15 protein-coding genes and 1 pseudogene are annotated in these 25,558 nt (G+C 42.2%); 6 read left to right on the top strand and 10 right to left on the bottom strand.

Going from position 1 to position 25,558, the window contains the following annotated elements; genetic code table 11:
* Positions 1-139: 139 nt before the first annotated feature.
* Both H6F39_RS10615 and H6F39_RS10610 read left to right on the top strand, forming a co-directional pair.
* Positions 140-1,417 carry a pitrilysin family protein gene (locus H6F39_RS10615; RefSeq protein WP_190396675.1) on the top strand — a complete coding sequence of 426 codons (1,278 nt, stop codon included), beginning with the start codon at positions 140-142 and terminating at the stop codon, positions 1,415-1,417.
* Between the two features lie 35 nt (positions 1,418-1,452).
* A complete protein-coding gene (locus tag H6F39_RS10610; protein ID WP_190396674.1) occupies positions 1,453-2,328 on the top strand; it encodes a fructosamine kinase family protein in 876 nt (291 codons plus the stop codon).
* Positions 2,329-2,397: 69 nt separating this feature from the next.
* Here the strand turns inward: H6F39_RS10610 and H6F39_RS10605 are convergent, their stop codons facing one another.
* The 7 genes from H6F39_RS10605 to rpsT all read right to left on the bottom strand — a co-directional run bounded on the left by H6F39_RS10605 (position 2,398) and on the right by rpsT (position 16,793).
* A complete protein-coding gene (locus H6F39_RS10605) occupies positions 2,398-3,276 on the bottom strand; it encodes a DUF975 domain-containing protein (protein ID WP_190371424.1) in 879 nt (292 codons plus the stop codon).
* An 885-nt stretch (positions 3,277-4,161) separates the two neighbouring features.
* Entirely contained in the window at positions 4,162-4,707 is a 546-nt protein-coding gene (locus tag H6F39_RS10600) for a GIY-YIG nuclease family protein (RefSeq protein WP_190396673.1), read from the bottom strand.
* Between the two features lie 156 nt (positions 4,708-4,863).
* Positions 4,864-8,964 carry a DNA-directed RNA polymerase subunit beta'' gene (locus tag H6F39_RS10595; protein ID WP_190396672.1) on the bottom strand — a complete coding sequence of 1,367 codons (4,101 nt, stop codon included), beginning with the start codon at positions 8,962-8,964 and terminating at the stop codon, positions 4,864-4,866.
* Positions 8,965-9,113: 149 nt separating this feature from the next.
* On the bottom strand, positions 9,114-11,006 hold the full coding sequence (locus tag H6F39_RS10590; RefSeq protein ID WP_190371427.1) for a DNA-directed RNA polymerase subunit gamma: 1,893 nt from the start codon (positions 11,004-11,006) through the stop codon (positions 9,114-9,116).
* Positions 11,007-11,371: 365 nt separating this feature from the next.
* The gene (rpoB, locus tag H6F39_RS10585) at positions 11,372-14,746 is read right to left on the bottom strand and encodes a DNA-directed RNA polymerase subunit beta (RefSeq protein ID WP_137908067.1); all 3,375 of its coding nucleotides are present in this window, start codon (positions 14,744-14,746) and stop codon (positions 11,372-11,374) included.
* A gap of 799 nt (positions 14,747-15,545) precedes the next feature.
* Positions 15,546-16,331, bottom strand: a complete 786-nt coding sequence (locus H6F39_RS10580) for a TatD family hydrolase (protein ID WP_137908066.1) — start codon at positions 16,329-16,331, stop codon at positions 15,546-15,548.
* Positions 16,332-16,505: 174 nt separating this feature from the next.
* Positions 16,506-16,793 carry a 30S ribosomal protein S20 gene (rpsT, locus tag H6F39_RS10575; protein ID WP_028090342.1) on the bottom strand — a complete coding sequence of 96 codons (288 nt, stop codon included), beginning with the start codon at positions 16,791-16,793 and terminating at the stop codon, positions 16,506-16,508.
* A 473-nt stretch (positions 16,794-17,266) separates the two neighbouring features.
* On the opposite strand from rpsT, the gene hisD reads away from it, so the two are divergent.
* Both hisD and H6F39_RS10565 read left to right on the top strand, forming a co-directional pair.
* Complete coding sequence (gene hisD, locus H6F39_RS10570; RefSeq protein ID WP_137908065.1) at positions 17,267-18,565, top strand: histidinol dehydrogenase; 1,299 nt, start codon at positions 17,267-17,269, stop codon at positions 18,563-18,565.
* A gap of 132 nt (positions 18,566-18,697) precedes the next feature.
* Positions 18,698-19,866, top strand: a pseudogene (locus H6F39_RS10565) (homocysteine biosynthesis protein).
* Between the two features lie 90 nt (positions 19,867-19,956).
* Here H6F39_RS10565 and H6F39_RS10560 read toward each other — a convergent pair.
* Positions 19,957-20,949, bottom strand: a complete 993-nt coding sequence (locus H6F39_RS10560) for a hypothetical protein (RefSeq protein ID WP_190396671.1) — start codon at positions 20,947-20,949, stop codon at positions 19,957-19,959.
* Between the two features lie 506 nt (positions 20,950-21,455).
* On the opposite strand from H6F39_RS10560, the gene H6F39_RS10555 reads away from it, so the two are divergent.
* Positions 21,456-22,331, top strand: coding sequence for a Tfp pilus assembly protein PilF (locus tag H6F39_RS10555; RefSeq protein WP_190396670.1), 876 nt, complete (start codon positions 21,456-21,458; stop codon positions 22,329-22,331).
* Positions 22,332-22,365: 34 nt separating this feature from the next.
* Here H6F39_RS10555 and H6F39_RS10550 read toward each other — a convergent pair whose 3' ends face one another.
* Entirely contained in the window at positions 22,366-22,983 is a 618-nt protein-coding gene (locus tag H6F39_RS10550) for a TMEM165/GDT1 family protein (RefSeq protein WP_190371430.1), read from the bottom strand.
* A gap of 343 nt (positions 22,984-23,326) precedes the next feature.
* Here H6F39_RS10550 and arsM point away from each other — a divergent pair, with 343 nt between their 5' ends.
* A complete protein-coding gene (gene arsM / locus H6F39_RS10545) occupies positions 23,327-24,295 on the top strand; it encodes an arsenosugar biosynthesis arsenite methyltransferase ArsM (RefSeq protein WP_190396669.1) in 969 nt (322 codons plus the stop codon).
* Positions 24,296-24,400: 105 nt separating this feature from the next.
* Here arsM and H6F39_RS10540 read toward each other — a convergent pair whose 3' ends face one another.
* The gene (locus H6F39_RS10540; RefSeq protein WP_190396668.1) at positions 24,401-25,219 is read right to left on the bottom strand and encodes an Rpn family recombination-promoting nuclease/putative transposase; all 819 of its coding nucleotides are present in this window, start codon (positions 25,217-25,219) and stop codon (positions 24,401-24,403) included.
* Between the last annotated feature and the right edge of the window lie 339 nt (positions 25,220-25,558).

The raw sequence follows: 25,558 nt of genomic DNA, 5'->3' as shown, positions 1-25,558 counted from the left end.
GATTTGCAATCAAATTATAGTGCTTTATATTACCAGAAAAATATTCTACTAAATACTAACAGTTTATAGATGAGAAGGTTTACACCATCAAGAAAGTTGTAATATAGAAGAAGTAACATAGCTGAAACCACTATAAGCAATGACATCAACTCTGGCGAAACTTCCCCGTCTTCATGCACCCACCTTGCACCATTTACCTAATGGCTTGACTATTATTGCTGAACAAATGCCAATAGACGCGGTTAATCTTGATTTGTGGGTAAAAACAGGTTCTGCAATGGAAACTGACGCTATTAATGGTATGGCTCACTTTTTAGAACATATAGTCTTTAAAGGTACACAAAAACTCATCAGCGGTGAGTTTGAACGTCGCATTGAAGAGCGCGGCGCTGTCACTAATGCTGCCACTAGCCAAGACTATACCCACTATTATATCACAACCGCACCTAAAGACTTCGCCGAATTAGCACCTCTACAAATAGATATCGTTTGTAATCCTACCATTCCTGATCATGCCTTTGAACGGGAACGATTAGTGGTTTTAGAAGAAATTAGACGCTCTGAAGATAACCCCGGACGACGCATTTATCGCCATATCATGGAAACCGCCTTTGATACCTTACCCTATCGTCGTCCAGTCCTTGGACCTGCTGCCGTTATTTCTCAAGTCAAACCCCAACAAATGCGCGATTTTCATACTCATTGGTATCAACCCCAGTCAATGACAGCCGTAGCCGTGGGTAATCTACCAGTAGAGGAATTAATAGAAATTATCGCCACAGAATTTAATCAAAACCATCAACAAATAACCAATAAACCAACAGAAACACCAGTAATTCCTGAACCCGCATTCACAGAAATTGTGCGTCAAGAAATTATTGACAAAACTCTCCAACAAGCAAGACTAGTCATGATTTGGCGAGTCCCTGGATTAAAAGAATTAAATCAAACCTATGCACTTGATATTATTGCCGGAATTTTAGCACAAGGCAGAACTTCCAGATTAGTCCATAATTTACGAGAAGAACAGCAATTAGTATCTTCAATCTCTGTTAATAATATGAGTAACTTATGGCAAGGAGTATTTTCAATTTCCGCTAAATGCCCTGTAGAAAACTTAGCCGCCGTAGAAAAAGCGATCGCTCAACATCTTCAAATATTACAAACAGAATTAGTCAAAGAATCAGAAATCGCCCGTATTCAACAACGTGTAGCCAATCGGTTTATATTTAGCAACGAAACACCAAGCGATCGCGCTGGATTATATGGTTATTATCAATCTTTAATTGGTGACTTAGAACCAGCCTTTAACTATCCCCAACTTATGTACGCACAACAAGCAACTGACTTAATCCAAGCAGCCAAAAACTACCTATCCCCAAACGCCTATGGTATTGTTATTGTCAAACCTATTTAGTCCCATTTAGTCAATTAACCAACAATTAAAAAATCATGACCTGGCCAGAAATTGATCACCACATTAGTCAAATCACCGGAGAAAAATTCGTTAGTAATCAGCACTTACCCATCAGTGGTGGCTGTATCAACCAAAGTTATGCCATTAGCAATAGTAAAATCACCTACTTTGTCAAACTTAACCAACCTTCCCAAAAATCAATGTTTATAGCCGAGTCACTGGGCTTACAACAAATCTATAATACTCAAACCATCCGCGTTCCTAAACCACTTTGTTGGGGAATTACAAAAACCTCTAGTTATATAGTTTTAGAATGGCTAGAAATGACCCATGGTAATCATCAATCTTGGGCAGATATGGGACGGAAATTAGCAGTCATGCACAAATTTAGCACCAATAAAAGTTTTGGTTGGGACATGGATAATACCATTGGTTCAACACCCCAAATCAATAACTTTCATACCTCTTGGTCAGAATTTTATCTTCAAAACCGTTTAAACTATCAACTACAATTAGCAAAAAAACAGGGAGGAATCTTTCCCCACGCAGATAAATTATTAGCACTTATTCCCCAACTACTTGCAGATTATCAAACTCAACCGTCCCTAGTTCACGGAGACTTATGGAGTGGAAATGTAGGCTTTACCATAGAAAATGAACCTGTTATCTTTGATCCCGCAACTTACTTTGCAGATAGAGAAGTTGATATAGCCATGACCGAACTATTTGGAGGTTTTCCATTAGCCTTTTATCAAAGTTATCAAAAAGAGTTTCCCTTAGATCAAGGTTATCAATACAGAAAACCGCTTTATAATCTCTATCATATATTAAATCATTTTAACTTATTTGGTGGTAGTTATTCTTCCCAAGCCAATCAGATGATTGAGAAGATATTGCAAACTCAGCCTTGAGTAAAGTACACCCCAAAATCCTCTACCAACATAACTAACACCACCCTTCCCTATCAGCAGAATTTATAATTAAACATCGTGATTACGTAATTGTAAACCTAACCCTTCATCCCGACTTCTAACACCGTAATAAACCACAGCCTTCACAGTTTGCAGAAAAGGAAGAATAAAAGCAACACCCACAAAACGTATTCCAAGTATTAACAAAAAAGAAATCATAGAAAAAATCTTTGAAAAAATCAGATCATTTTCCCTTAAAAAAGGCATAATAATTAACCCAATAATAGTAATAATAGTAGTAATAATATTAATAACGATTTTCATAATAAATTGGATAGGAATAGTAATTAAAAACCCAATTAAAAAAATTAACACAATCCTGCCCACATTTCCCTTACTTAGTTCCCAACTCCGATTAATCGTTGAACTACCATTAACATCATCTTCAACTGCTAAACAAACATCTACTAAATAAAATCTAATTCCTATCCACAGTATACCCATACAGCTAATTATCACAGATACAATCGCTATTAAACGATAAATAATTCTATTAGTTACAGTTACATCTTGTGATATTAATATCTCTGATATACCTATTAGTAAACCACCAATAAGTTTAAATACAACTCCAACACATAAGCCAATAGCAACCATGAAAATCATATTCACAAAAAAATCCCATAAACGGGAATTAACAAATCGTTCACCTGATGAAACGCTTTCAGGTTGGTTAACCAATTCACCAAAAGATAAACGAGAAATCAAAGCTAAGAGCGCGTAAAATTTAACCCAGCCATAAATAGGAACTAGTAACCAAACACAAGCCTTAAGAGCTATGAGAAAATATTTTTTTAAATGACAACGGTACAATCCCATTGCCGTACTGATAACATTAAAGATATTTAAAGGTTCAATAAAGTTAGGAGAATTAAAATTTTTAGACATGACGTTAATTTTTTCCTGAAAATACAGCAGTTACCTGGAAATTATTTTAAGTTAATCTATACCAAATATTGACAAATTTACATAACTTAAACCTTTAGTTATTAACAGTAGTAATTACTCTTGTAGTGCCGGCATCTTGCCCCCTAGATACAGCAGTTCCCGCTCTTATGAAATACAGATATTAATCATAAAACTCTTGTAGTGCCGGCATCTTGCCCCCTAGATACAGCAGTTCCCGCTCTTATGAAATACAGATATTAATCATAAAACTCTTGTAGTGCCGGCATCTTGCCCCCTAGATACAGCAGTTCCCGCTCTTATGAAATACAGATATTAATCATAAAACTCTTGTAGTGCCGGCATCTTGCCCCCTAGATACAGCAGTTCCCGCTCTTATGAAATACAGATATTAATAATAAAACTCTTGTAGTGCCGGCATCTTGCCCCCTAGATACAGCAGTTCCCGCTCTTATGAAATACAAAGTTGAATCATAAAACTCTTGTAGTGCCGGCATCTTGCCCCCTAGATACAGCAGTTCCCGCTCTTATGAAATACAGATATTAATAATAAAACTCTTGTGGTGCCGGCATCTTGCCCGCTAAATACAGCAGTTCCCGCTCTTATGAAATACAAAGTTGAATCATAAAACTCTTGTGGTGCGGGCATCTTGCCCGCACAAAGTGTACCTCACTCAAAGCTACTTGCTGTATATACCTCATAACACCGGGAAGTACTGTATAGACTCGCATTATAGACATTAAAAACATCCTTTAACTTAAGATTAAAACGAATTTGTGTTTTCAGTCCCCAATAAAATTTTAGACTTTAGATTTTAGATTATATAGACTCGCATTATAGACATCAAAAACATCCCTTCACCCCACTCACTTTAAATCCAACAATCCTACTTCCTTTAACTTAGGATTAAAACGAATTTGTGTTTTCACTCCCCGTGCTTTTAGATTTGCCAAAATTTCCTCTTCAACACGCCGCGCTACACTTTTCAAAACCTTACCTTTTCCCACCTCATCAATAGCTATATTCTGGTAATTGTCCTGTTCCTCTGGTGTCATTAATTCCTTGACATCTATAGAACTAGTCCATTTTTGTTTACATAAAGTTTCAGTAATAAAAGTAGCCTTATTTTCAGCAATCCAAGCATTTTCAATATTTTCTAAAATTGTGCGATTAGGACGTTCTATAGTTTGCACCTTCACCCAATAACAGTTCTCAGATTGACGGACTAAATGCTGCTTTAAACTCAGATAAATATCACGGGAATAGCCAATAAATTCCAGTTTTTTATCTTCATTAAAAATAGCATAAACTCCAATTTTTCCTTGAAAGTCCGTTATTAATTCACCATCTTCATCAATATAAGCATAATATTCAAGGCTGGCTAAAGTTGGTATTTTGATTTCCGTTGTCATAAATGAATTTAAAAGTTATTGATCACAATCATAATTTAGCTAATTTTGGTTCTTAAGTAGAGAGAATAGAAAATCTATTTAGTTTATCTACTTCAAATCGAACAACCTGATAAGGTGTGTTAAGAGTCGCTAACACACCCTACAGTTTACTAGATTTTATTCCTCATCGTTTTCCTCAAAATCATCATCAAAATCATCATCATCCGCATCATCATCTTCTATAACCAAATCATTAATTTCATCAGCAATCAAATCATCATCATCATCTAAAATCAAACGTTCCCCACTACCAAAAAAGTTACCACCAAAGCCCCCTTCTCCCATTCCTTGACTATCCAAATTATAGAGTTTAGCCGTACGGTCATCTAAAACCATATCCAAAGAATCATCAACCTCATCTAAAATCCCATCCCCAGATCCACCAAAACCCATATCCATTACATAATCGTCAATCGCTCCCGCTTCCTCAAAAGTGTTATAACCAGTACCCGCAGGAATCAACCGCCCAATAATCACATTTTCCTTCAAACCCCGCAGCCAATCAGACTTACCCTCAATAGCCGCCTCCGTTAATACCCTTGTAGTTTCCTGGAAAGAAGCAGCAGAAATAAAACTATCAGTATTTAGAGATGCCTTAGTAATCCCCAACAACATCGGTGTATATTGTGCCTTTGCACCACCAGTAATCGCCATCGCCTCATTCACCTGTTCCACCTGTCGTAGTTCCACCAACTCACCAGGTAACATGATTGTATCCCCACCGTCATCAATCCGCACCTTATTCGTCATCTGGCGCACAATTACCTCAATGTGTTTATCCGCAATCTCAATCCCTTGAGACTGATACACCATCTGTACCTCATTCACCAAAAACGTTTGTACCTTTTGCAGAGCCAGACTAGCACAGGTATAAACACCGTCCTCCGACCCCAAACTAAAAAACAGTTCTAAAATCTCATGGGGATTAGAAGGGCCATCCGTTAAAGGTTGACCCGCCACCACCTGCGCCCCATCAGGAACAATCAAATTTTGTCCAGGTCCAAGAGGGTAATCCGTCACCGTCCCATTACTTTCCATAATTTTTATAGAATAAGCCTCACGGGAAATAGACGTTACCTCATCACCATCCCCATAAATCACCTTCACCTCCCCCGGACGACGGGCTAAAATACAAGCTTCCTTAGGTTTACGAGCTTCCAAAAGTTCCTCAATCCGGGGTAAACCCTGGATAATATCCCCAGTCTTCGCCCGTTCAAACACCAACAACACCAAATTATCCCCCCGTTGCACCAAATCCCCATTCTCTACCTGTAATACCGCTCCTGGACTAACTCGGTAAGGACGACCAACGCGAAGAGTAATAGTGTAAGCTGAACCGTCCTTTGTTAATTGTCCATCCTCAGTTGTCTTGCTACTGACCACTTCTACAACTTGTCCAGATTCTATAGCCCTTACCCCGGTCACTATCTCGCCACCCTCAACTACCAAATCTCCAACCTTCACCCTAGGTAACTCATTGGTACTGATAGTAATTAAATCCTCCTCTCGCAACACCAAACAACGCCGCACAGTTTCCGCACTCTGCTGCACACCCCGGACAACTCCCCCCTCCTTACACAAAATCTTAGTCCGAGCTACAACCGCACCCGGAGCAATAGTCTCACCATCCTCAACCTCCAAATTAGTTTGGGTACTGCCTTGAGTAGTATCCGCCGCAATATCTCGACGCATCACCAAAGACTCCAAAATCACCAACTGCAAACGCTGTATTTCCTCATCTTCCCCATCAGGAATTAACTCAATATCCGCCGCCAAAGGAGAAGTACCGTGTTCCGTTTCCGTTGCCTGTTCAATTTCTAACACTATCTGCGTCCGCAGCAACTCCACACCCTCCACAGACTTCACCCGCTCCGAATCCTTATAAGGAATCCGTTGTACCGCCCTCAATTGAATAGAGCGCCCCGTGTGTTGACTAATGGAAGTAGTAGAAGGTACATCTGGAGTCGTTGGTACAGCAAACTCCACCACCGGACGGCTCAACAACGCCGGTCCTTCCGGGCTTTCTACATATTGGATATAACGCAATTCTGTAGCAATCATACCCTGTAATTCTTCCCCCGCTTGTAAGAAAGTATTATCATGAGCGATCGCCGTTTCTGGATCATCCACCATCAACAACTCACCCGGTTTAATCACAACCTCCCGGAGAATATCATTCTTTTGAGTAATCTCAATTACACCACCCGTCTGACAAAAAATATCCTTAACTACTTCCGTACCAGGTTCTACAAACTGACCATCTTCCACCAACAGCAGAGAAATATCCTTATTTACCTCATGGGTTTCCTCAGGTATCCATAGCAGCGTTCCCCCCTGCACCACCTCATAACCTAGCTTCGCCTTACCCTTCTTCTGCACCTCAATACCAGCAAACTTCAAAAAACCGCCCGTAGTAGTCCGGTAACGATCATCAATCAATTCCGCCACCACCTGACCATTCTGAACCTTAGTCCCCGGCGTAGCCCGCAGATTAAACTCCTGGTTATTAGTAGTCGTAATTAAATAGCTATTACGTCCTTGGGAACTTTGAACCGTCACCGCAGCCTGATCCAAAACCACAGAAGCCGTAATAATCTCAATTTCCCTAGTCGCCTTCTCCGGTGCTATTTCCGGTAAACGAACCACACCACCATGAATAGTAGTCAGCTTAGTTTCCGCCAAAACTCCATTAGTAGCAATCGCATCACCATTTTTCACCACCAACTCCGCCCCCGGCGGCAAATTATAAACATCCCCAGACAGAACCCAAATCAACCCACCCCTAGAAGCAGTAGTAGTAGTATTACCTTGACGGTCTACCTTTTGTTCCGCCACCACCTCCGCAAATCTCACCTCACCAGCCAAATCCGTAGCTACATCCTTAACAGCCTTCTCCGTATTGGTTCTCGTCGTTTTACCACCCAGAGCCACCTCCGCCACTAAATGACCCGCCAACACCTGCTGACCATCATGAATATATAGAGTAGAACCTTGAGTAACCGCTATTTCTTGACTTTGGGTATTACCTAGTTTCTTATCCCCCTCAATCATCAAAATTCCATCAGCTTCCACATACAAAGCATCTTCACCATGACGAGTACGATAAGGACGAGTTTTTAACTTCCGGGGAATCTTCACCGTCCCCCCCACCTGAGAACGCACCTGTTGAGCCACCTCACCAGTAAACACCCCACCAGTGTGGAAAGTCCGCATCGTCAACTGAGTACCCGGCTCACCAATACTCTGAGCCGCAATAATCCCCACAGCCTCACCCAGATCCACCATCTTCGCGTGAGCCAGACTCCAACCATAACAATGTTGACAAACAGAACGAGCAGCTTCACAAGTCAAAGGACTGCGGACAATCACCTCCTTCACCCCCGCCTTTTGAATAGCGATCGCCAAATCATCATCAATAGGAGTATTCCGCACCGCAATCACCTCACCACTCACCGGGTCAACCACATCCTCAGCCACCACCCGACCCATCAACCGTGAAGCCAACTTAATTAAAACCTTACTACCCTCCGTCATAGCCCGCACAGCCAAACCCTTAGTAGTCCCACAATCAATTTCCCGGACAATCACATCCTGAGAAACATCCACCAACCGACGAGTCAAATAACCAGAATCCGCCGTCCGCAGCGCCGTATCTACCAGACCCTTCCGCGCCCCATAACTAGAAATAATATACTCCGTAACAGTCAACCCCTCACGGAAATTAGTCTTAATAGGTAAATCAATAATTTCCCCCTGAGGATCCGCCATTAGTCCCCGCATCCCTACTAATTGCCGCACCTGAGAAATATTCCCCCGCGCCCCTGAAAAAGCCATCATATAAACAGAGTTAAGCGGATTAGTCTTCTTAAAATGAGTAACAACTTCATCCTTCAAAGACTCCGACGTACTATTCCAAGTATCAATCACCTTTTGGAAACGTTCCACCTCAGTAATTTCTCCCCGTTGATAACGTTCCTCCGTCGCCAGAATTTCCCTTTCCGCCGCCTCCAACAACTCTTTCTTAGAAGGAGGAATCATCAAATCATCCACACTAATAGACACCCCCGCCTTAGTCGCATAGCGGAAACCCAAATCCTTGAGCTTATCCGCCATCACCGCCGTCCGCGCCGTTCCATAGTGAATAAACGCCCAAGAAATCAAATCTCTCAGTTTACCCTTATTAACCACAAGATTGCGAAAAACCGCTTTAGTCGTCATAGATTTATCCTTTATCTGTTGTTAGTAGGGGCGAACAGCCGTTCGCCCTTACAAAGTTTTAAACACCAACCACCAACCACCAACCAATTCCTGATTTGGCAAAAAGCGGACTTTCAAAATCGAGAGTAAATTAAAAAACCCCGCACCCCTCAAGCATCTATCGCTTCCTGAATCGCCTTGTTATAAATAGCGCGTCCAGGAGTCGTATAAACGTATTGAGAAATTAAATTCCCTTGAGCATCCTCACGAACCCGACGGAACTTATACCTTAAAGTCCTGCCCCTCACCTTACCCAAATCATCCTTATCTTCTATCACCTCTAAAGGTTCAGTATCTGGTTCACCTGAATCAACCTCCCCATCAAAACGCACATAGATATAGGCATGAAGATCCACCTGTTTAGCTTCATAAGCCATAATCACATCATCCAAAGAAGAAAAATATTTTCCCGCCCCCTTAGTAGCCTGGGGATTTTCCGCAGTCAAATAATACGCCCCTAATACCATATCTTGACTAGGCGTAACAATAGGCCTACCCGTAGCAGGAGACAAAATATTATTACAAGCCAACATCAACAACCGCGCCTCCGCTTGACTTTCCAAAGACAGAGGCACATGAACCGCCATTTGGTCCCCATCAAAATCAGCATTAAAAGCCGGACAAACCAAAGGATGTAACTGAATAGCCCTACCTTCTACCAAAATCGGTTCAAAAGCTTGAATCCCCAACCGGTGCAACGTCGGCGCTCGGTTTAACATCACCGGATGTCCCTCAATCACCTCCTGCAACACCTCCCAAATACAGGGGTCATTGCGAGCAATCAACTTTTTCGCCGCCTTAATATTATTCACCATACCCGAACGAATCAAGCGATTAATCACAAACGGCTGAAACAACTCAATGGCCATTTCTCTGGGTAAACCGCATTGGTGGATCTTCAACTTAGGTCCAACCACAATCACAGAACGTCCAGAATAGTCCACCCGTTTACCCAACAGGTTTTGTCTAAACCGACCTTGCTTACCCTCAATAATATCTGACAAAGACTTCAGAGGACGATTATTAGCACCCACCACAGTCCTGCCACGACGACCATTATCAATCAAAGCGTCAACAGCCTCCTGTAACATCCGCTTCTCATTACGGACAATAATCTCAGGTGCTAATATTTCCTGAAGTCTCGACAAACGATTATTACGATTAATCACCCGACGGTACAAATCATTCAAATCACTAGTAGCAAACCTACCCCCATCTAATTGCACCATAGGGCGTAAATCTGGAGGAATCACCGGAATCACCTCTAAAACCATCCACTCCGGCTTAGAACCAGTAGCGATAAAATTATCAATTACCCGCAAACGTTTAATTAACTTCGCCCGCTTTTGTCCCTTCGCGTTAGTAATTTCCTCCCGTAGAGACTCCGCCTCCTGCTCCAAATTAATATCCGCTAAAAGCCGTAATAGTGCCTCCGCACCAATACCCACCTCCACACCTTCCAATTGAGAATCTTCACTATAAATAGCATCCTCAATCTCCAGCCATTGATCCTCACTCAAGAGTTGCTTATAACTCAAAGTATCCGCATTACCCGGACGCAACACACAGTAAGAATTGAAATAAACAATTTGCTCCACATCTCGCAAAGGCATATCCAAGAGAATAGCAATATAACTAGGAATACCCTTGAGATACCAAACATGAGCCACAGGAGCAGCCAACTTAATAAAGCCCATCCTGTGACGACGAACACGGGATTCAGTAACTTCTACACCACAGCGCTCGCAGACTATACCTCTATGGCGAACACGCTTATACTTACCACAATGACATTCCCAGTCCTTAGCAGGTCCAAAAATACGTTCACAAAACAAACCATCCATTTCCGGCTTCAGAGTCCGGTAGTTAATAGTTTCTGGTTTCGTCACTTCACCAACTATCTGTCCATTGGGTAAGGTTCGTTCACCCCACTTGCGAATCCGCTCTGGTGAAGCGATACCAATTTTCACGTAATCAAATTGATTAGATTGAGGAGGTCTCATAATTTTAGATATTGGATTTGATTTTAGATATTGGATTTGAGATTAAAAGGTAGGGAATAGGTGACAGGTGACAGGTGCTACGCCACGGGGACAGGGAAGAGGTGACAGGTGCTACGCCACGGGGACAGGTGCTACGCCACGGGGACAGGGAAGAGGTTTTGGGCAATTTTACTTTTCTTTACTTATGTCGGTTTTTTCTGTTTATCTACTTAGATCCCAGATTCGTTATTTTGCAAGGAGCGCGTTTTCAAAATCGAGAGTAAATTGAAAAACCCTTTTCCACCCCGCACCCCGCACTCCACACCCCGCACTCCGCACCCCACACCCCACACCCCACACCCCACACCCCGCACCCCGCACTCCGCTTAATCATCATCCTCCAAGGACTCATAGGAAAGCGACTCATAAACTGGTCTAGAAGGTGTACGTCGCGGTGCCAAATCCGCCATCAAGTCCACCTCTACATCCAAAGAACTACCATCAGCTTGAGTTTCCACTTTATGAACTGCAATATCTAAACCCAAAGACTGCAACTCCCGCATCAACACTTTAAAGGACTCAGGAGTACCTGGACGAGGAATAGCTTTACCTTTGACGATGGCATTTAGAGCTTCATTACGTCCTTGCATATCATCAGATTTCACTGTCAATAACTCTTGCAAGGTATAAGCAGCCCCAAAGGCTTCCAAAGCCCAAACTTCCATTTCTCCAAATCTTTGTCCACCTTGCTGGGCTTTACCACCTAAAGGTTGTTGGGTAACCAGAGAATAGGGTCCGGTAGAGCGAGCGTGAATCTTGTCATCAACCAAATGCACAAGTTTAAGCATATACGCTACCCCGACTGTAACGGCACGGTCAAAGGGTTCGCCGGTGCGACCATCATAAACCATGATTTTGCCGCAATTTTCTGGGTTATATACCCAATCTCTACCTGTTTCTTCCCTAGCCTCCTGGAGCTTGCCATGCACTAAACGCCGAGAGGTCTCTTCTCCATACATCTCATCGAAAGGAGTGACTTTAAACCGCACGCCTAGATTATGCCCAGCCCAACCTAAAAGGCACTCAAACACCTGACCCACGTTCATCCGGCTAGGTACACCCAAGGGATTGAGAACAATATCTACAGGGGAACCATCTGCTAAAAAAGGCATATCTTCCGCTGGCAGAATTCGGGAAATAATACCTTTATTACCGTGTCTTCCAGCCATCTTGTCCCCAACTTGGATTTTGCGCTTTTGAGCGACATAAACCCGTACTACCATGTTCGCCCCTGGTGGCAATTCATCACCTTGTTCTCGGGTAAACAGCCGCACGTCAACTACCCGACCTTTCTCGCCATTAGGTACACGCAGTGAATTATCACGGACATCACGAGCTTTTTCACCGAAGATAGCCCGCAGCAGCTTCTCTTCTGGTGGTTGGTCTGATTCTCCTTTAGGAGTCACTTTACCGACCAAAATATCACCAGCATCTACCCAAGCCCCAATGCGGATAATACCCTGCTCATCCAATTGTCTCAGGGCATCTTCACCGACGTTAGGAATTTCCCTAGTAATTTCCTCTGGTCCGAGTTTAGTTTGTCTAGCTTCAATTTCATACTTCTCAATGTGGATAGAAGTATAGATATCTTCTTGTACCAAACGCTCAGAAATGAGAATCGCGTCTTCATAGTTGTAGCCCTCCCAAGGCATATAAGCTACAACAATATTTTGTCCTAAGGCCAGTTCTCCCCCTTCTGTAGAAGAACCATCGGCCAATACCTGACCAGCCACTACTTTCTCCCCAATTCTCACCAAGGGCTTTTGGTTTAAACAAGTATCTTGGTTAGAACGTTGGTATTTAGACAGATTGTATCTAATCTCTTGAACCTTATCTGTACTGAAATCCTCATCATCCGTCACCCGTTTTTCTGCCAATGAGGACTGACCACTAATCACTGACCATTCACTACTGACCCGGACACGAATTTCCGTGGCATCTACATACACCACTTCCCCGTCTGTACGGGAAACTATCACCATCCCAGAATCTCTCGCTGCTTGTGCCTCCAGACCGGTTCCTACCAAGGGGCGTTCTGGCTTCAACAGCGGTACAGCCTGGCGCTGCATATTAGAACCCATCAATGCCCGGTTAGCATCATCATGTTCCAAAAAAGGAATCATGCTAGTAGCAACTGAGACAATCTGCACAGGAGAAACCGCTACATAATCTACTTGTTCAGGTTCTGTGGTTGTCCAGTCTTGGCGATAGCGAACAGGTACTTGAGGTCCTTTAATATAACCATTTTCATCTAGAGGAATATCCCCTGTTGCTGTCCGCAAATCATCTTCTTCATCTGCTGTCATATAGACAGGAGGAAGGTCAAAAAGAACTTTACCGTTTTCCACGGGTCTAAAGGGTGTTTCTAAAAAACCATAGAGATTGACGCGGGCATGGGTAGCCAACGAACCAATTAGTCCGGCATTTGGTCCTTCTGGTGTTTCAATGGGACAAATCCGTCCGTAGTGGCTAGGGTGGATGTCTCTGACTGCAAACCCGGCTCTTTCTCTAGTTAAACCCCCAGGTCCCAAGGCACTGAGGCGGCGTTTATGGGTTAATTCTGCTAGGGGGTTGGTTTGGTCCATGAACTGACTTAGTTGGCTGGAACCAAAGAACTCTTTAATGGCTGCTACTAAGGGTTTGGGGTTAACCAGGGATGCGGGGGTGAGAACTTCAGCATCGGATACTGTCATCCGTTCTCGAATAATTCTTTCTAAACGATTTAAACCGACTCTGACTTGGTTTTGCAGTAATTCACCCACGCTTCTGACTCGGCGATTTCCCAGGTGGTCAATATCATCTATACTACCAATATCAAATTCTAGGTTAATTAGGTAGTCAATGGCGGCTAAAATGTCCCCAGGGGTGAGGACTCGCATGGTATCAGGGGCGGAAAGGCGGAGTTTTTTATTAAGTTTATAACGACCAACCTTCCCCAGATCATAGCGTTTAGGATCAAAGAAGCGGGAGTCTAAAAGTTGTTGTCCACCTAAAACTGTGGGCGGTTCACCGGGGCGAAGTTTCCGATATAATTCCATTAGAGCTTCTTCTTCGGAAAATTGCCCTTCTTTTTCTATGGTTTTTTGGAAGTATTCTGGATGGCGCAGGGCATCAAATATTTCATTATCTGATAGTCCTAGTGCTTTCAGAAGTACCTGGGCTGATAATTTCCGGGTTTTGTCTATCCGTACCCAAACTAGGTCGTTACGATCTGTTTCAAATTTGAGCCACGCGCCCCGGTTAGGTATTAAGCTGGCAGAATAAGTCCGTCGTCCGTTTTTATCTATTTCTGATTTATAGTAAACTCCAGGCGATCGCACAATTTGATTGACTATTACCCGCTCTGCTCCGTTGATAATAAACGTGCCTCTGTCTGTCATCAAGGGCAAATCGCCAATAAATACTTCTTGTTCTTTGATGTCTCCTGTTTCTTTGTTCAATAGACGGGTAGGAACATACATCTGCACTGCATAAGTGCTATCTCTACGCTTAGATTCTTCGACGCTGTATTTAGGCTCTTTGAGTTTGTAATTATTTCCTAAAAAGTGGAGTTCTAGTTTGCCAGTGTAGTCTGTAATTGGACTAAAGGAGTTCAGTTCTTCTATTAGTCCTTCTTCTAGAAACCAGCGAAAACTAGAACGCTGGATTTCAATTAAGTCGGGTAATAGAAAGGCGGATTCCATATATTTGTCGTTAGTCATGCCTTTACCTTTGTCAACCTGGTTAAACTTGCTAATAGCTTGGGTGGTGTAGCCTGGACTTAGGCTTTGTGCTAAAATGTAAATCGGGAATGATGAAGTCTATAAATTGCGGGCAAAAGCCTGTTGTTGGGCTTTTGCCTGGGTCATTTTTTCTACTTCACACTTCATGCCTTGTACTGCATTCCTGACTGTGATCTGCTATATAAAACCTAGACAAAACTAGACTTTACTTTCTACTTCAATTATCCCTCAGTAGACTTACACACTTTAGCCCAAAGCGATAGATTAATTGCTCCCAAAATTGATGATTTTGGCGAGGGTGGGATTTTGGGGCGTGGTGCTGGCCATAGCATTATGGATTTAATATTGCTATGATTGTCTGGATAAGACAATTACTTTTAAGGATTTTCTATAGGTTTGATATACCGATAGCGGCATAACCGTGACTGAATTGTTGTTTGCCAAATTTTCAGCCACTATGCTTGTTACCACGGAGTGATGGTGATTGAGAGCATCCGTTTGTGGAGATTTAAGTGGATGGACGGACAACTTGGGATTTTAGATTTGGTTGTGAAATGAGCATGATTGTTGAGATTCATTCAGGGGCTTAAAACCAGGAATTCTCGGCGGAGTACAGTCAAGACGATCACATTTACTGGATCTTTAAGAATTATTATCCTTTCTCTATCATTATGGCTTAACCTAAATGTTTTGGAGTGAATAATTCTAGCACATTTCTATCTTCCAGATGTATCATGATGAGTTAAATCAATATTCATCTTAGGGGGGTGATTGTCATCTATAGTGCTAGACCGAATAATTTACAAGCGTTTTCGGTGGTTTTCTGGGCAATTTCCTCGATTGTTTCTCCTCGTAGTTTGGCTAATGCTGCCGCTACATAATAAACATGAGCAGGTTCATTGCGTTTTTCACCGCGTTTAGGTACGGGTGATAAAAACGGGCAGTCTGTTTCTATGAGCAATTTATCGCTACTTACAATGGCCGCGCTCTCTTGAATAGTTAGAGCATTTTTAAATGTCACTGTTCCACTAAAGCTAATATAGAAACCTAGATCTAAAAACCATTGAGTTTCTTCTGGTGTCCCTCCCCAGCAGTGCATGACACCCCGTAACTTTTCCCCATACAAATCCCGCCATTTTTGCAATATATCCCTCACGACTGGTGCAGCATCACGACAATGGATGATCACCGGTAAATTCAGTTCACAGGCGATGGCCAATTGTGATGTAAATACCTCTTGCTGATGGTGATAGTTATCTGCTTTGTAGAAATCTAACCCCATTTCCCCAATGGCTACCACTTGGGAATGAGAACTGGCCAAAGACTTGATTAGGGTAGCCGTTTGGTGATCCCATTTATCAGCATCTAGAGGATGTAGCCCTACAGCAAAGCTAAGTTCAGGGAACTGCGCTGCTATTTGGCTAATGCTGGCAAATTCTTGCGGGTGAACACAGGAGTGGATCAATCGGACTACTCCTGCTGCTTGCCACCTGGCGCGTACTGCTGCTAAATCTGGCTGAAAAATGTCAAAGTTAATGTGTACGTGGGTATCTATGAGTTGCATGGCTTGTTAGTTGTCAATGTTCAGTGGTCAGGGCTAAACCGACCAGGACTTTGGCAAAATAGAACGTGGGGTAATTCGTGAATTACCCCTGAGAATGGGGTTTCCTGTTATATTTTGGCAATTGTCCTACAAACCGGGGCCACCACGGGGGGATTGCCCCTACCGAATTTTTGACTAAGCCGTGAGGGTTTTGTGTTTGTGAGCCAGTCTTGACTTTTTCCTGGACCCATTGTTGGGATGAAGCACGCCCTTCTTCACAGCTTTATCAATTTTGCTGTAAGCTTCGGACATTTTTACTTCTACTTCCTGCTTGAGTTCTGTTGTCGGATTAGCAGCATAAGCTTCTACAGAACTAAAGTATTTCTTCATCAGCGTCTTTACGGCTGATTTATATGCTTTATTACGCAGTCGGTTGCGTTCTGCGATTTGGGCGCGTTTAAGAGCAGACTTTGTATTCGCCACAGTAATTCCAAAAAAGACTATTAATTATGTACACACACTACTAGGTTTAATTAATATAGCATCATTTTCGCCAATGTTATAATTTCCAGAAAAAAATTTTTTATTTGGACCAGAAGGGCTTGAAATTGAGAAGTGGGGAAATAGGGTAAAATGGATAATTGAGAAAAAAAGGGGTGTAATTGCGGGAATTAATTGTGGGAGATGGTGAAATTTCCTGAGTTGGTTGAGTTTTATAAAGTAGTATCAAAAAAAATCCAGGTTAAGCTAGAGAAGAGAATCAGATCCAGGTTGATAACCTAAGTCAAGCAGGGCGGATTCAAAAGTCAAGAATCAAAGGTCAAAAAGCTTACATGATGAGCTTTTTAGCTATTTTTGAATAACTTGCTATTGATGTCATGCTGTAGCGGCGAGTAAAAAGCCTAAACCTGGTTCTGGTTTGAGAAGATTGTAAAATTTTGCATTGTCATTACTCCATGCTGCGAATTATTACTGAGCAAGCTGACGTTAGAGCAGAACTGCAAAGGATCTGTGGACGCACCCAGGATGAACAGGTAATTCACAAAGAAGCAACAGTACGCGAAGTGTTGCAAGCGGTGAAGCGCCAAGGGGACAAGGCTGTACTACACTATACAGCGGAATTTGATCAGCAAACCCTAAAACCAGAAGAACTAAAGGTAACAGGCTCAGAATTAGATGCAGCATATCAACAGGTATCTAAGGATTTGCTGCGCTCTATTCGCCTAGCTTGCGAAAAAATAGAGACTTTTCACCGTCAGCGAGTTCCCAAAAGCTGGGTACAATTTGGCGATGATGAGGTAGTATTAGGTAAGCGCTACACGCCCGTAGACCGTGCAGGTTTATATATACCAGGAGGTCGGGCTTGTTATCCCAGTACAGTGTTAATGAATGCCATTCCGGCGAAAGTAGCGGGTGTGCCACGGGTGGTAATGGTGACACCTGTGAGAGGAGGTAAAATGGTTAATCCTGCGGTTTTGGTAGCGGCTCAAGAAGCGGGAGTTCAGGAAATTTACCGAATTGGTGGTGCTCAAGCTATTGGGGCTTTGGCTTATGGGACAGAAACTATTCCCAAAGTAAATGTAATTACAGGACCGGGTAATATTTATGTCACTTTGGCGAAAAAATTAGTTTACGGAACTGTGGGTATTGATTCTTTAGCAGGTCCTAGCGAAGTGCTAATAATTGCTGATGAAACGGCTAATCCTGTGTATGTAGCTGCGGACTTGTTAGCGCAAGCAGAACATGATCCTATGGCCGCTGCGATTTTGCTGACAACAGATGCTATTGTGGCTAAAAAAGTGCAAATCGAGGTAGAAAGACAATTGGTAGATCACCCGCGCCGGCTAGATACGGAAAAAGCGATCGCCCATTATGGTTTAATTGTGGTGGTGGAATCCCTGTCTGCCGCAGCGGAACTTTCTAACGAGTTTGCACCGGAACATTTAGAATTAGAAGTTGCTGATCCTTGGGCTTTAATTAACCATATTCGCCATGCGGGGGCAATTTTTATGGGTAGTTCTACACCTGAAGCAGTGGGAGACTATTTGGCAGGTCCAAACCATACCCTACCTACTTCTGGTGCCGCCCGTTATGCTTCGGCTTTAGGGGTAGAAACATTTTTAAAACACTCAAGTATTATCCAATACTCACAAACTGCACTAGAAAAAGTGGCATTGGCTATTGACATATTAGCAACTACAGAGGGTTTACCTTCCCATGCTGATTCTGTTAAATTCAGGGTAGATGAGAGGTGATAGGTGGTACAACACGGGTATACTGTTAGATTGTAGATTGGGTAAAACGGAGTGTTCACGTAGCGTGCCGAAGGTGTAACCCAACACGGAAATGTTGGGTTTTTTTAAACCCAACCTACAACTGAATTAAAAATGCGAACAATTGCGGATATTAATGAGAAAATCAGCCAAAAACGGGCGATAGTCTGGACTGCTGAAGAATTGAAAGCACGAGTTGGAGAAGTTGGTGTTAATAAAGCTGCTAAGGAAGTAGATGTAATTACCACTGGTACATTTGAACCAATGGAGTCAAGTGGTGCAATTATTAACTTAGGACATACTGATCCACCGATAAAAATTCGGCGTTGCTGGTTAGATGGAGTACCAGCATACTCTGGTTTTGGGGCTGTGGATTTATACTTAGGTGCTAGTTGTCCAGTTGACACCATAGATGGGGAAGAAGTGCGAGAACGTGGAGGGGTCATGTGATTGAGGATTTAATTGCGGGTAAATCTATCCAAGTACGTGCTATTGGACAAGTTACCGATTGTTATCCCAGGGCTACGTTTGAAACCACTATCACCCGTGACACCATCAATCAGTTTTACTTATTTAATCCGCGTAATCTTTATCAAAATTTTATTGTTGGTGTGAATGGTGGCGATCGCCCACTGTATACGTATTTAGGACCGTTACAGCCACGTTTAGGGAATGCAGTTTATTCTAACCCTGGTTCGCTGTCACCGTTGCTGAATGACCCCGATTTACAAATCGTTGGTATTGGGACAAAGATTTTTTTAGCTGGGGGTATTGGTTATGTAGCTTGGGAGGGGACACAACATTTCCCTTTGCAAAAGCGGTTAGAAAATCGGACACCGATTGGGCCTTCAGCCACTTTAGCGTTAATTGGCGATGCCAAACAGATGGATGCCCGATGGATACGAGGTTGTTACTTTAAAAGCTATGGACCGTCCATGATGATGGGTGTAGGCGTGCCGTTACCAGTTTTAAATGTGGGAGTGATAGAACGGTGTGCTGTCCAAGACAGAGACTTAGTAGCACCAATTGTAGATTTTTCCATTCCTCGTCGTGTCCGTCCTACCTTCGGTTTAGTGAGTTACGCCCAACTTAAGTCTGGACGTATCACTATTGAAGGGAGAACGGTACGAGTAGCATCTTTAGCGAGCTTATTTCTTTCCCGAAAAGTAGCCCAAGAGTTGAAACAATGGATCAAAGAGGGGATATTTACCCTAACTGAACCAGTAGCCCCGATACCAATGGAGCGTTCTTTTTTACCTCAAGATCGTTGGACTGAGTTTTAGAAGTAGTGAGAAAGAAGAAAGACAAAGAGGGAAATTCCGTGTTTCTGTACTCACTAATCATCATTTGACAACAGACAACTGACCAATTACCTATTCCCCGGTCGGCTTAGGCCTCTTAATAGGCATAGGAGTGGGGGTTTTGGGTATAGGTTTAGTAATAACCGTGGGATCACCTGCTGTCTTTCTAACGGGACGTGGGGCTTCACCATTGCGTCGAGGGGGGAATGGTCTTCTAGTACCGCTGTTAGCAACACCACGGGGCGCGGCTTTGAATGGCGGTCTACGTTTTTTGGGTAAATCAGCGATCGCTTCGGCATTAATTACTACTAAAGCATCTGATTCCCGTTTCACATTGAAGTCCCAGAACTTACCGACGGCTTTGGTCGTTAATATGCCCTTGAGTTTCAACTTAAAATATTTAGCTTTATCAGTAGTTTTCCGGGGAGATTGCTTGATTTTCACAACCAAACTCTTTTCATCAAAAGACTGGTAAACTACCTCACCGCGCACAGAAAAACCGCCATCAGGAACAGCTGATGAGGGTTTGAGATCATCACAAACTACTGTCGAGTTGTGTAACTTTTGAGTAATCGCATCTGGGCTATGTTCATCTAGTGCATTTTTCGCCAGATTTTCTGGTTCCCAAACGCCAACAATTTGCAGGTGTAATGCGTCATTTTCTTGTCTGGTGCGGGGATAAACTACCCATAGATGTTCTTTTTCTAGGTCTAAGTGATTTTTGACTAGACTCATAATCCGACCTAATAGGACGGCATTAAGTTCAACCCCATCGCTAGTCAGTAGTGTTCCTTGGGTAAACTGTTCACTACTGGCATGATAGCACCCGCGAACTAGGCCAATAGCTCGGTACTGGGTTGGTTCGCTCGGAGGTGGAATTGGTTGTTCTCGATTAACTAAATGCCCGTTAGCATCGGATTTACTCAGGTCAATGACAGAATTTTCCAGTTGAGAGGGTTGGTCTGCTAATGTATGAGCATTAACAGGGGGTGAAATCTCTTTTCTGCCTTGTTTAGAGGCTGTGGAATTTGAGGATTGAGAAGATGGCATCAGGTCGGAATTCATAAAAACTCCTTGCGGCACAAGACGTATCCCTTGGTAGGATTTGACAAAGACAGGTAGAAAAGAGCAAGTGTGGCTGATCAAAGTATATTTCCTTTTAATCTAGCCTTTCGCTTGATGCTTTATATGAACAGAAGTACGCAAAATATCACATTTATACACTAAATGTGTAATTTAGCCTCTTCACAACCATTGAGGCTAAGGCCACGCTAGGTTATCGGCAGCATAGCATAGCTATAATTCTGACGGATCTTCCTAAAGTCATCACTTACTTTAGCAGGATAGATATTTATTTGTTATAAAATTCACAGACAAATCACCGTATTCCGCAAAGTTTTGGAAATTTTTAACTTTGCAATTTGTAATTAATTTGTAATTAATTTGTAATTAATGTCATTGTCGGAATTTAGATCAAGAATAAATCCAAAATTTAAAATCTGCTGATAGTGTAGCATGACTTTGGTTCTATATACTTACATTTTGTTAACATTTAGGAGTAGAATAATATTGTGTCTGAATCGCGTAATCGCTGGATGGTTCGAGTAGTCTTGGCTTTCGCTGTTGTTGCTTTTGTGGGGGTTTCTGTTATGCCCATAATTACAACATTTAACAAACCCCAATCATTACCATCGAATCAAGCCAATACTGAGAATCAAGGATCTTCATTTCAGCAAAAGTCAAAATTAGAAGATCAAGTCCGGGGCTATGAATTGGTTTTACAGAAAGAGCCAGAAAATCAAACTGCACTCAAGGGACTTTTGCAAGCCCGGTTACAGTTGTTGAGTCAAAAAGGACAAGGGGAAGTTAAACCGGCTGATATTCAAGTTGTGATTGAACCTTTGGAAAAACTTGCTAAACTTAATCCCCAAAAGTCAGAGTACGGGGTTTTACTGGCTCAAGCTAAACAACAAATTGGCGATAAGGAAGGAGCAACCCAAACTTATCGTACTATTTTAAGTGCAAAACCGGCAGATTTGAAGGCTTTGCAGGGTATGGTCAGTTTGCAATTAAGTGAAAAGCGTCCAGAAGTAGCTATTAGCTTATTAGAAGCAGGTTTAACTGCTGCAAAGAAGGCTAATGCTATTGAGCCAGGTAGTGGGGATGTAGTTGCTATTCAAGTCCTTTTAGGTAATGTCTACGCTTTTCAGAAGCAGGATCTTCAGGCTATTTCTGTGTATGATCAAGCAATTAATCAAGCGCCTCAAGATTTTCGTCCCGTTTTAGCGAAAGCAATGCTGTTTAAGCAACAAGGGAAGCTTGCTGAAGCAAAACCTTTATTTGATAAAGCTACAGCCTTAGCTCCGGCTCAGTATAAGGACGAAATCAATAAGGTAGCAGCAATTTCTGAGCCTAATTCTACATCATCTCCTACGGCTAGTCCATAGGGGAGAGGCCTGACTCAGCTACTCTTGCTACGGATTATTTTCCTTCTATAGCGGCGACTATGCCAAAGATGATAAATAGAAAACCGCCTAAGAAGGTAATTTGCCTTTCGGAAATTCTACCTGCTATTAATTTACCACCGATAACGGCGATCGCTGCACAAATTGCGTGTCCTAATATTGCGCCGGCTGTAACACCAATGGGGTTATTACTGGCTGCGAGGACTATGGTGGCTATTTGTGTGCGATCGCCCCATTCTGCTATAAATGTTAGTACGAAGGATTTTAGTAAAATTGACCAGACACTTTTTTGCTGGGGATTATCTAAATCTGCCTTTTCTACCGCCTCTTGTGCCTCCCCTACGACTTCTTCAGTCGCAGATACAGCCATTTTATTGGCATCATAGATTAATTTCAAACCAAAGGCGATAAACAAAACTATTTCGGCATAATGAATGATTTGTTTTGGCAAAAAGGACACTACTTGTCCAAATGCAACTGATAAGATAGTCATAGCCGCTAAAGCAGCTATCACACCAGAGAACACCAAGCGCCGTGGGTGGTGCATGGACAGAATTACAGCGATAAAAAAGGTTTTATCACCTAGTTCAGAAATGGTAATTAGTAATAAACCGGCGGTAAAGGCTGTTAACACTCTCTCAAACTCCTGAAGGATTTTTTACCCGTGTGGAGTATCAATGAGAGCCATAAAACCTCACTGAACTCCACACTTTTCAATGTGTCGTCAGTGAAGGTCTCGCTTTCAAATACTTTGTTTATTCGCTATCTAAACCAGGCTCATCACCAGTATGTTGATTTAGATATACTGAACAGATAACTTTGATTTACTGTCAGCAGCTACTCCCCTTCTATTAGTTTTACATAATACTCTTGCTGAGATTAAAAGTCAAGGCTTTTGGGAAGGAAAAATATTGCAGCACGGCGATGGTCAAGCCAGAAACAGTTCTGTTAGAATGAATTGATACTAATTTGAGACTATGACCTATTTAGAAACCGCAGCCCAATTTTACAGCCAAGTTGCTCAAACACCGGAAGTGGGGCTATGCTGTGTCCAAAGTACACCTTTACAATTACCAGGGCTGAAAATTCCTCTGGCTATGCAGGAAATGAACTATGGTTGTGGAACTACGGTTCATCACAACGAACTTAATAATCAGCCGACAGTTTTATATGTTGGTGTCGGTGGTGGTTTGGAAGCGTTACAATTTGCTTATTTTTCTCCTCGTCCCGGTGCGATTATTGCTGTTGAACCTGTGGAGGCTATGCGAGAAGCTGCAATGCGTAACTTAGAAATTGCTGCAACGGAAAACCCCTGGTTTGATACTAGCTTTGTTGAGATTCGTCCGGGAGACGCTTTTAATTTACCTGTGGCTGATGCTTCGGTGGATATAGTAGCGCAGAATTGCCTTTTCAATATTTTTGAACCAACGGATTTAACTCGCGCTTTAAAGGAAGCATATCGGGTATTAAAACCCGGCGGTCGCTTACAAATGAGTGATCCAATTGCTACCAGTCCAATTCCTGATCATTTACAACAAAATGAACACTTACGTGCTTTGTGTTTATCCGGCGCTCTTACATATTCAGAATATACTCAACTAATAATTAATGCTGGTTTTGGACAAGTGGAAATTCGCGCACGTCGTCCTTATCGTTTATTAGATAAACACAGTTATCAACTACAGGAAAATATACTTTTAGAAAGTCTTGATTCCGTGGCTTTTAAGGTGGAAATCCCCCCAGACGGGGCTTGTATTTTTACTGGTAAAACAGCAATTTATGCGGGTAAGGAAGAATTTTTTGATGATAATGCTGGACATATTTTACAAAGAGGTATTCCTGTGGCTGTTTGTGATAAAACGGCGCAAAAGTTAGCAGTTATCAATGCTGAAGAAATCATGATTACTGATTCTACATGGTATTATGATGGTGGAGGATGTTGTTAATTCTATACAGTATTTTCCTCCGTTATGAAGTACAGTTTTTTATCCTCAAACCCGCAAGGGCGGGGTTTCCCCGTCCTCAATAGTATTTTATTAGAGCGAGAACTACTATGATTCTTGAATTTCTTTTTGTAAAGCCTGAATTTGTTCAAGAGATAATTCTGTAAATTCAGCAATTTGTTGTAAATTCATGCCTGTTCGTAACAATTTTAAAGTAAACTTTCTGGTTGCTTCAGCTTGACCTTCAGCTTTACCTTTAGCTTCACCTTCAGCTTTACCTTCTTCTAAAGCTTCTTGATAAACTCTGGTTTGTTTCAACTCACTTAAACCTAACATGGCTTCAATCTCCTTTCTGCTTTTTTTGGGTAATTTGTAGACGATAATTGTCTCAATCAGATTAATTAAATCCCGTTTAATTTTGGTATCAGTTAGTTGTTGGTTTGCTTGGGCAATTAAACGTCTTGCTAATGCTGGTGCAGATTCCTCTGTTTCTATTACTAGTTTAACAACTCCCACCCCTAAAGAACTCTCTCCCAACTCGTCTAAATAAATGCGTGTAACTCGCTGAAGCAGTAAGATTTCCCCAAATTGTACATTCTGTTCTCTTTCTATATTACGACTAGGATAGATGATGACAGCTTGCCAAGGATGAGGAGTTTTGTATTGTCGCAGGTAGAGAAAAAGCTCTGCAAAGAGACGATAATATAAATCATCATCGGGTTGAAATTGAACCTCAACAATGTAAAATGGCTTTTTGGCATCTTTGGTGGTTGGTAAAAATAAACCGTCTAAACGAAAAGCCAGTTGTTTAACTTCACGAGAGGTAAATTCATACGTACCTGCTTCTGTGGGAGACTGGTTAATTAATTCAAAAAAGATGCTAGGAAATGCTTGAAATAAGCTATAGAAAATTGTATCGGTTTTCACGGTAATTGAGTAATTCTTATATCTAATCTAGCTGAGGTTTCGCGCAAAGAGGCAAAGGAGCAAAGACGCAAAGAAAGGAAATTCTCGTTCCCACACAAAGCATCCTCGTTCCTCGTTCCCAGTCTCTGACTGGGAATGTCATCTTTGAGGTTCTAGGTTCTACCTCCAGGTATAATAGAGGCAGAGCCTCTTAACTATATTCCCACGCAGAGCATGGGAACGAGAGAACGAGAGACAGCATGAGAAATAGGAGAAACTAGAGAGAAAATGGGGTAAAATCCTCATATTTATCATCTTTGCTTTTATTTCTCAACTAATTATGGTTTAATTTAGCTAGAG

The sequence above is a fragment of the Dolichospermum sp. FACHB-1250 genome (assembly GCF_014696335.1).
Taxonomy (GTDB): Bacteria; Cyanobacteriota; Cyanobacteriia; order Cyanobacteriales; family Nostocaceae; genus Dolichospermum; species Dolichospermum planctonicum.
This window is presented reverse-complemented; position numbering and strand designations above follow the sequence as displayed.

Bases quoted from the DNA above. Each gene is read 5' to 3' on its own strand.
- arsM (WP_190396669.1), top strand. From the start codon at position 23,327: ATGACCTATTTAGAAACCGCAGCCCAATTTTACAGCCAAGTTGCTCAA.
- H6F39_RS10615 (WP_190396675.1), top strand. From the start codon at position 140: ATGACATCAACTCTGGCGAAACTTCCCCGTCTTCATGCACCCACCTTG.
- rpoB (WP_137908067.1), bottom strand. From the start codon at position 14,746: ATGACTAACGACAAATATATGGAATCCGCCTTTCTATTACCCGACTTA.
- H6F39_RS10610 (WP_190396674.1), top strand. From the start codon at position 1,453: ATGACCTGGCCAGAAATTGATCACCACATTAGTCAAATCACCGGAGAA.
- H6F39_RS10580 (WP_137908066.1), bottom strand. From the start codon at position 16,331: ATGCAACTCATAGATACCCACGTACACATTAACTTTGACATTTTTCAG.
- H6F39_RS10590 (WP_190371427.1), bottom strand. From the start codon at position 11,006: ATGAGACCTCCTCAATCTAATCAATTTGATTACGTGAAAATTGGTATC.
- H6F39_RS10560 (WP_190396671.1), bottom strand. From the start codon at position 20,949: ATGAATTCCGACCTGATGCCATCTTCTCAATCCTCAAATTCCACAGCC.
- H6F39_RS10600 (WP_190396673.1), bottom strand. From the start codon at position 4,707: ATGACAACGGAAATCAAAATACCAACTTTAGCCAGCCTTGAATATTAT.
- H6F39_RS10605 (WP_190371424.1), bottom strand. From the start codon at position 3,276: ATGTCTAAAAATTTTAATTCTCCTAACTTTATTGAACCTTTAAATATC.
- H6F39_RS10595 (WP_190396672.1), bottom strand. From the start codon at position 8,964: ATGACGACTAAAGCGGTTTTTCGCAATCTTGTGGTTAATAAGGGTAAA.
- hisD (WP_137908065.1), top strand. From the start codon at position 17,267: ATGCTGCGAATTATTACTGAGCAAGCTGACGTTAGAGCAGAACTGCAA.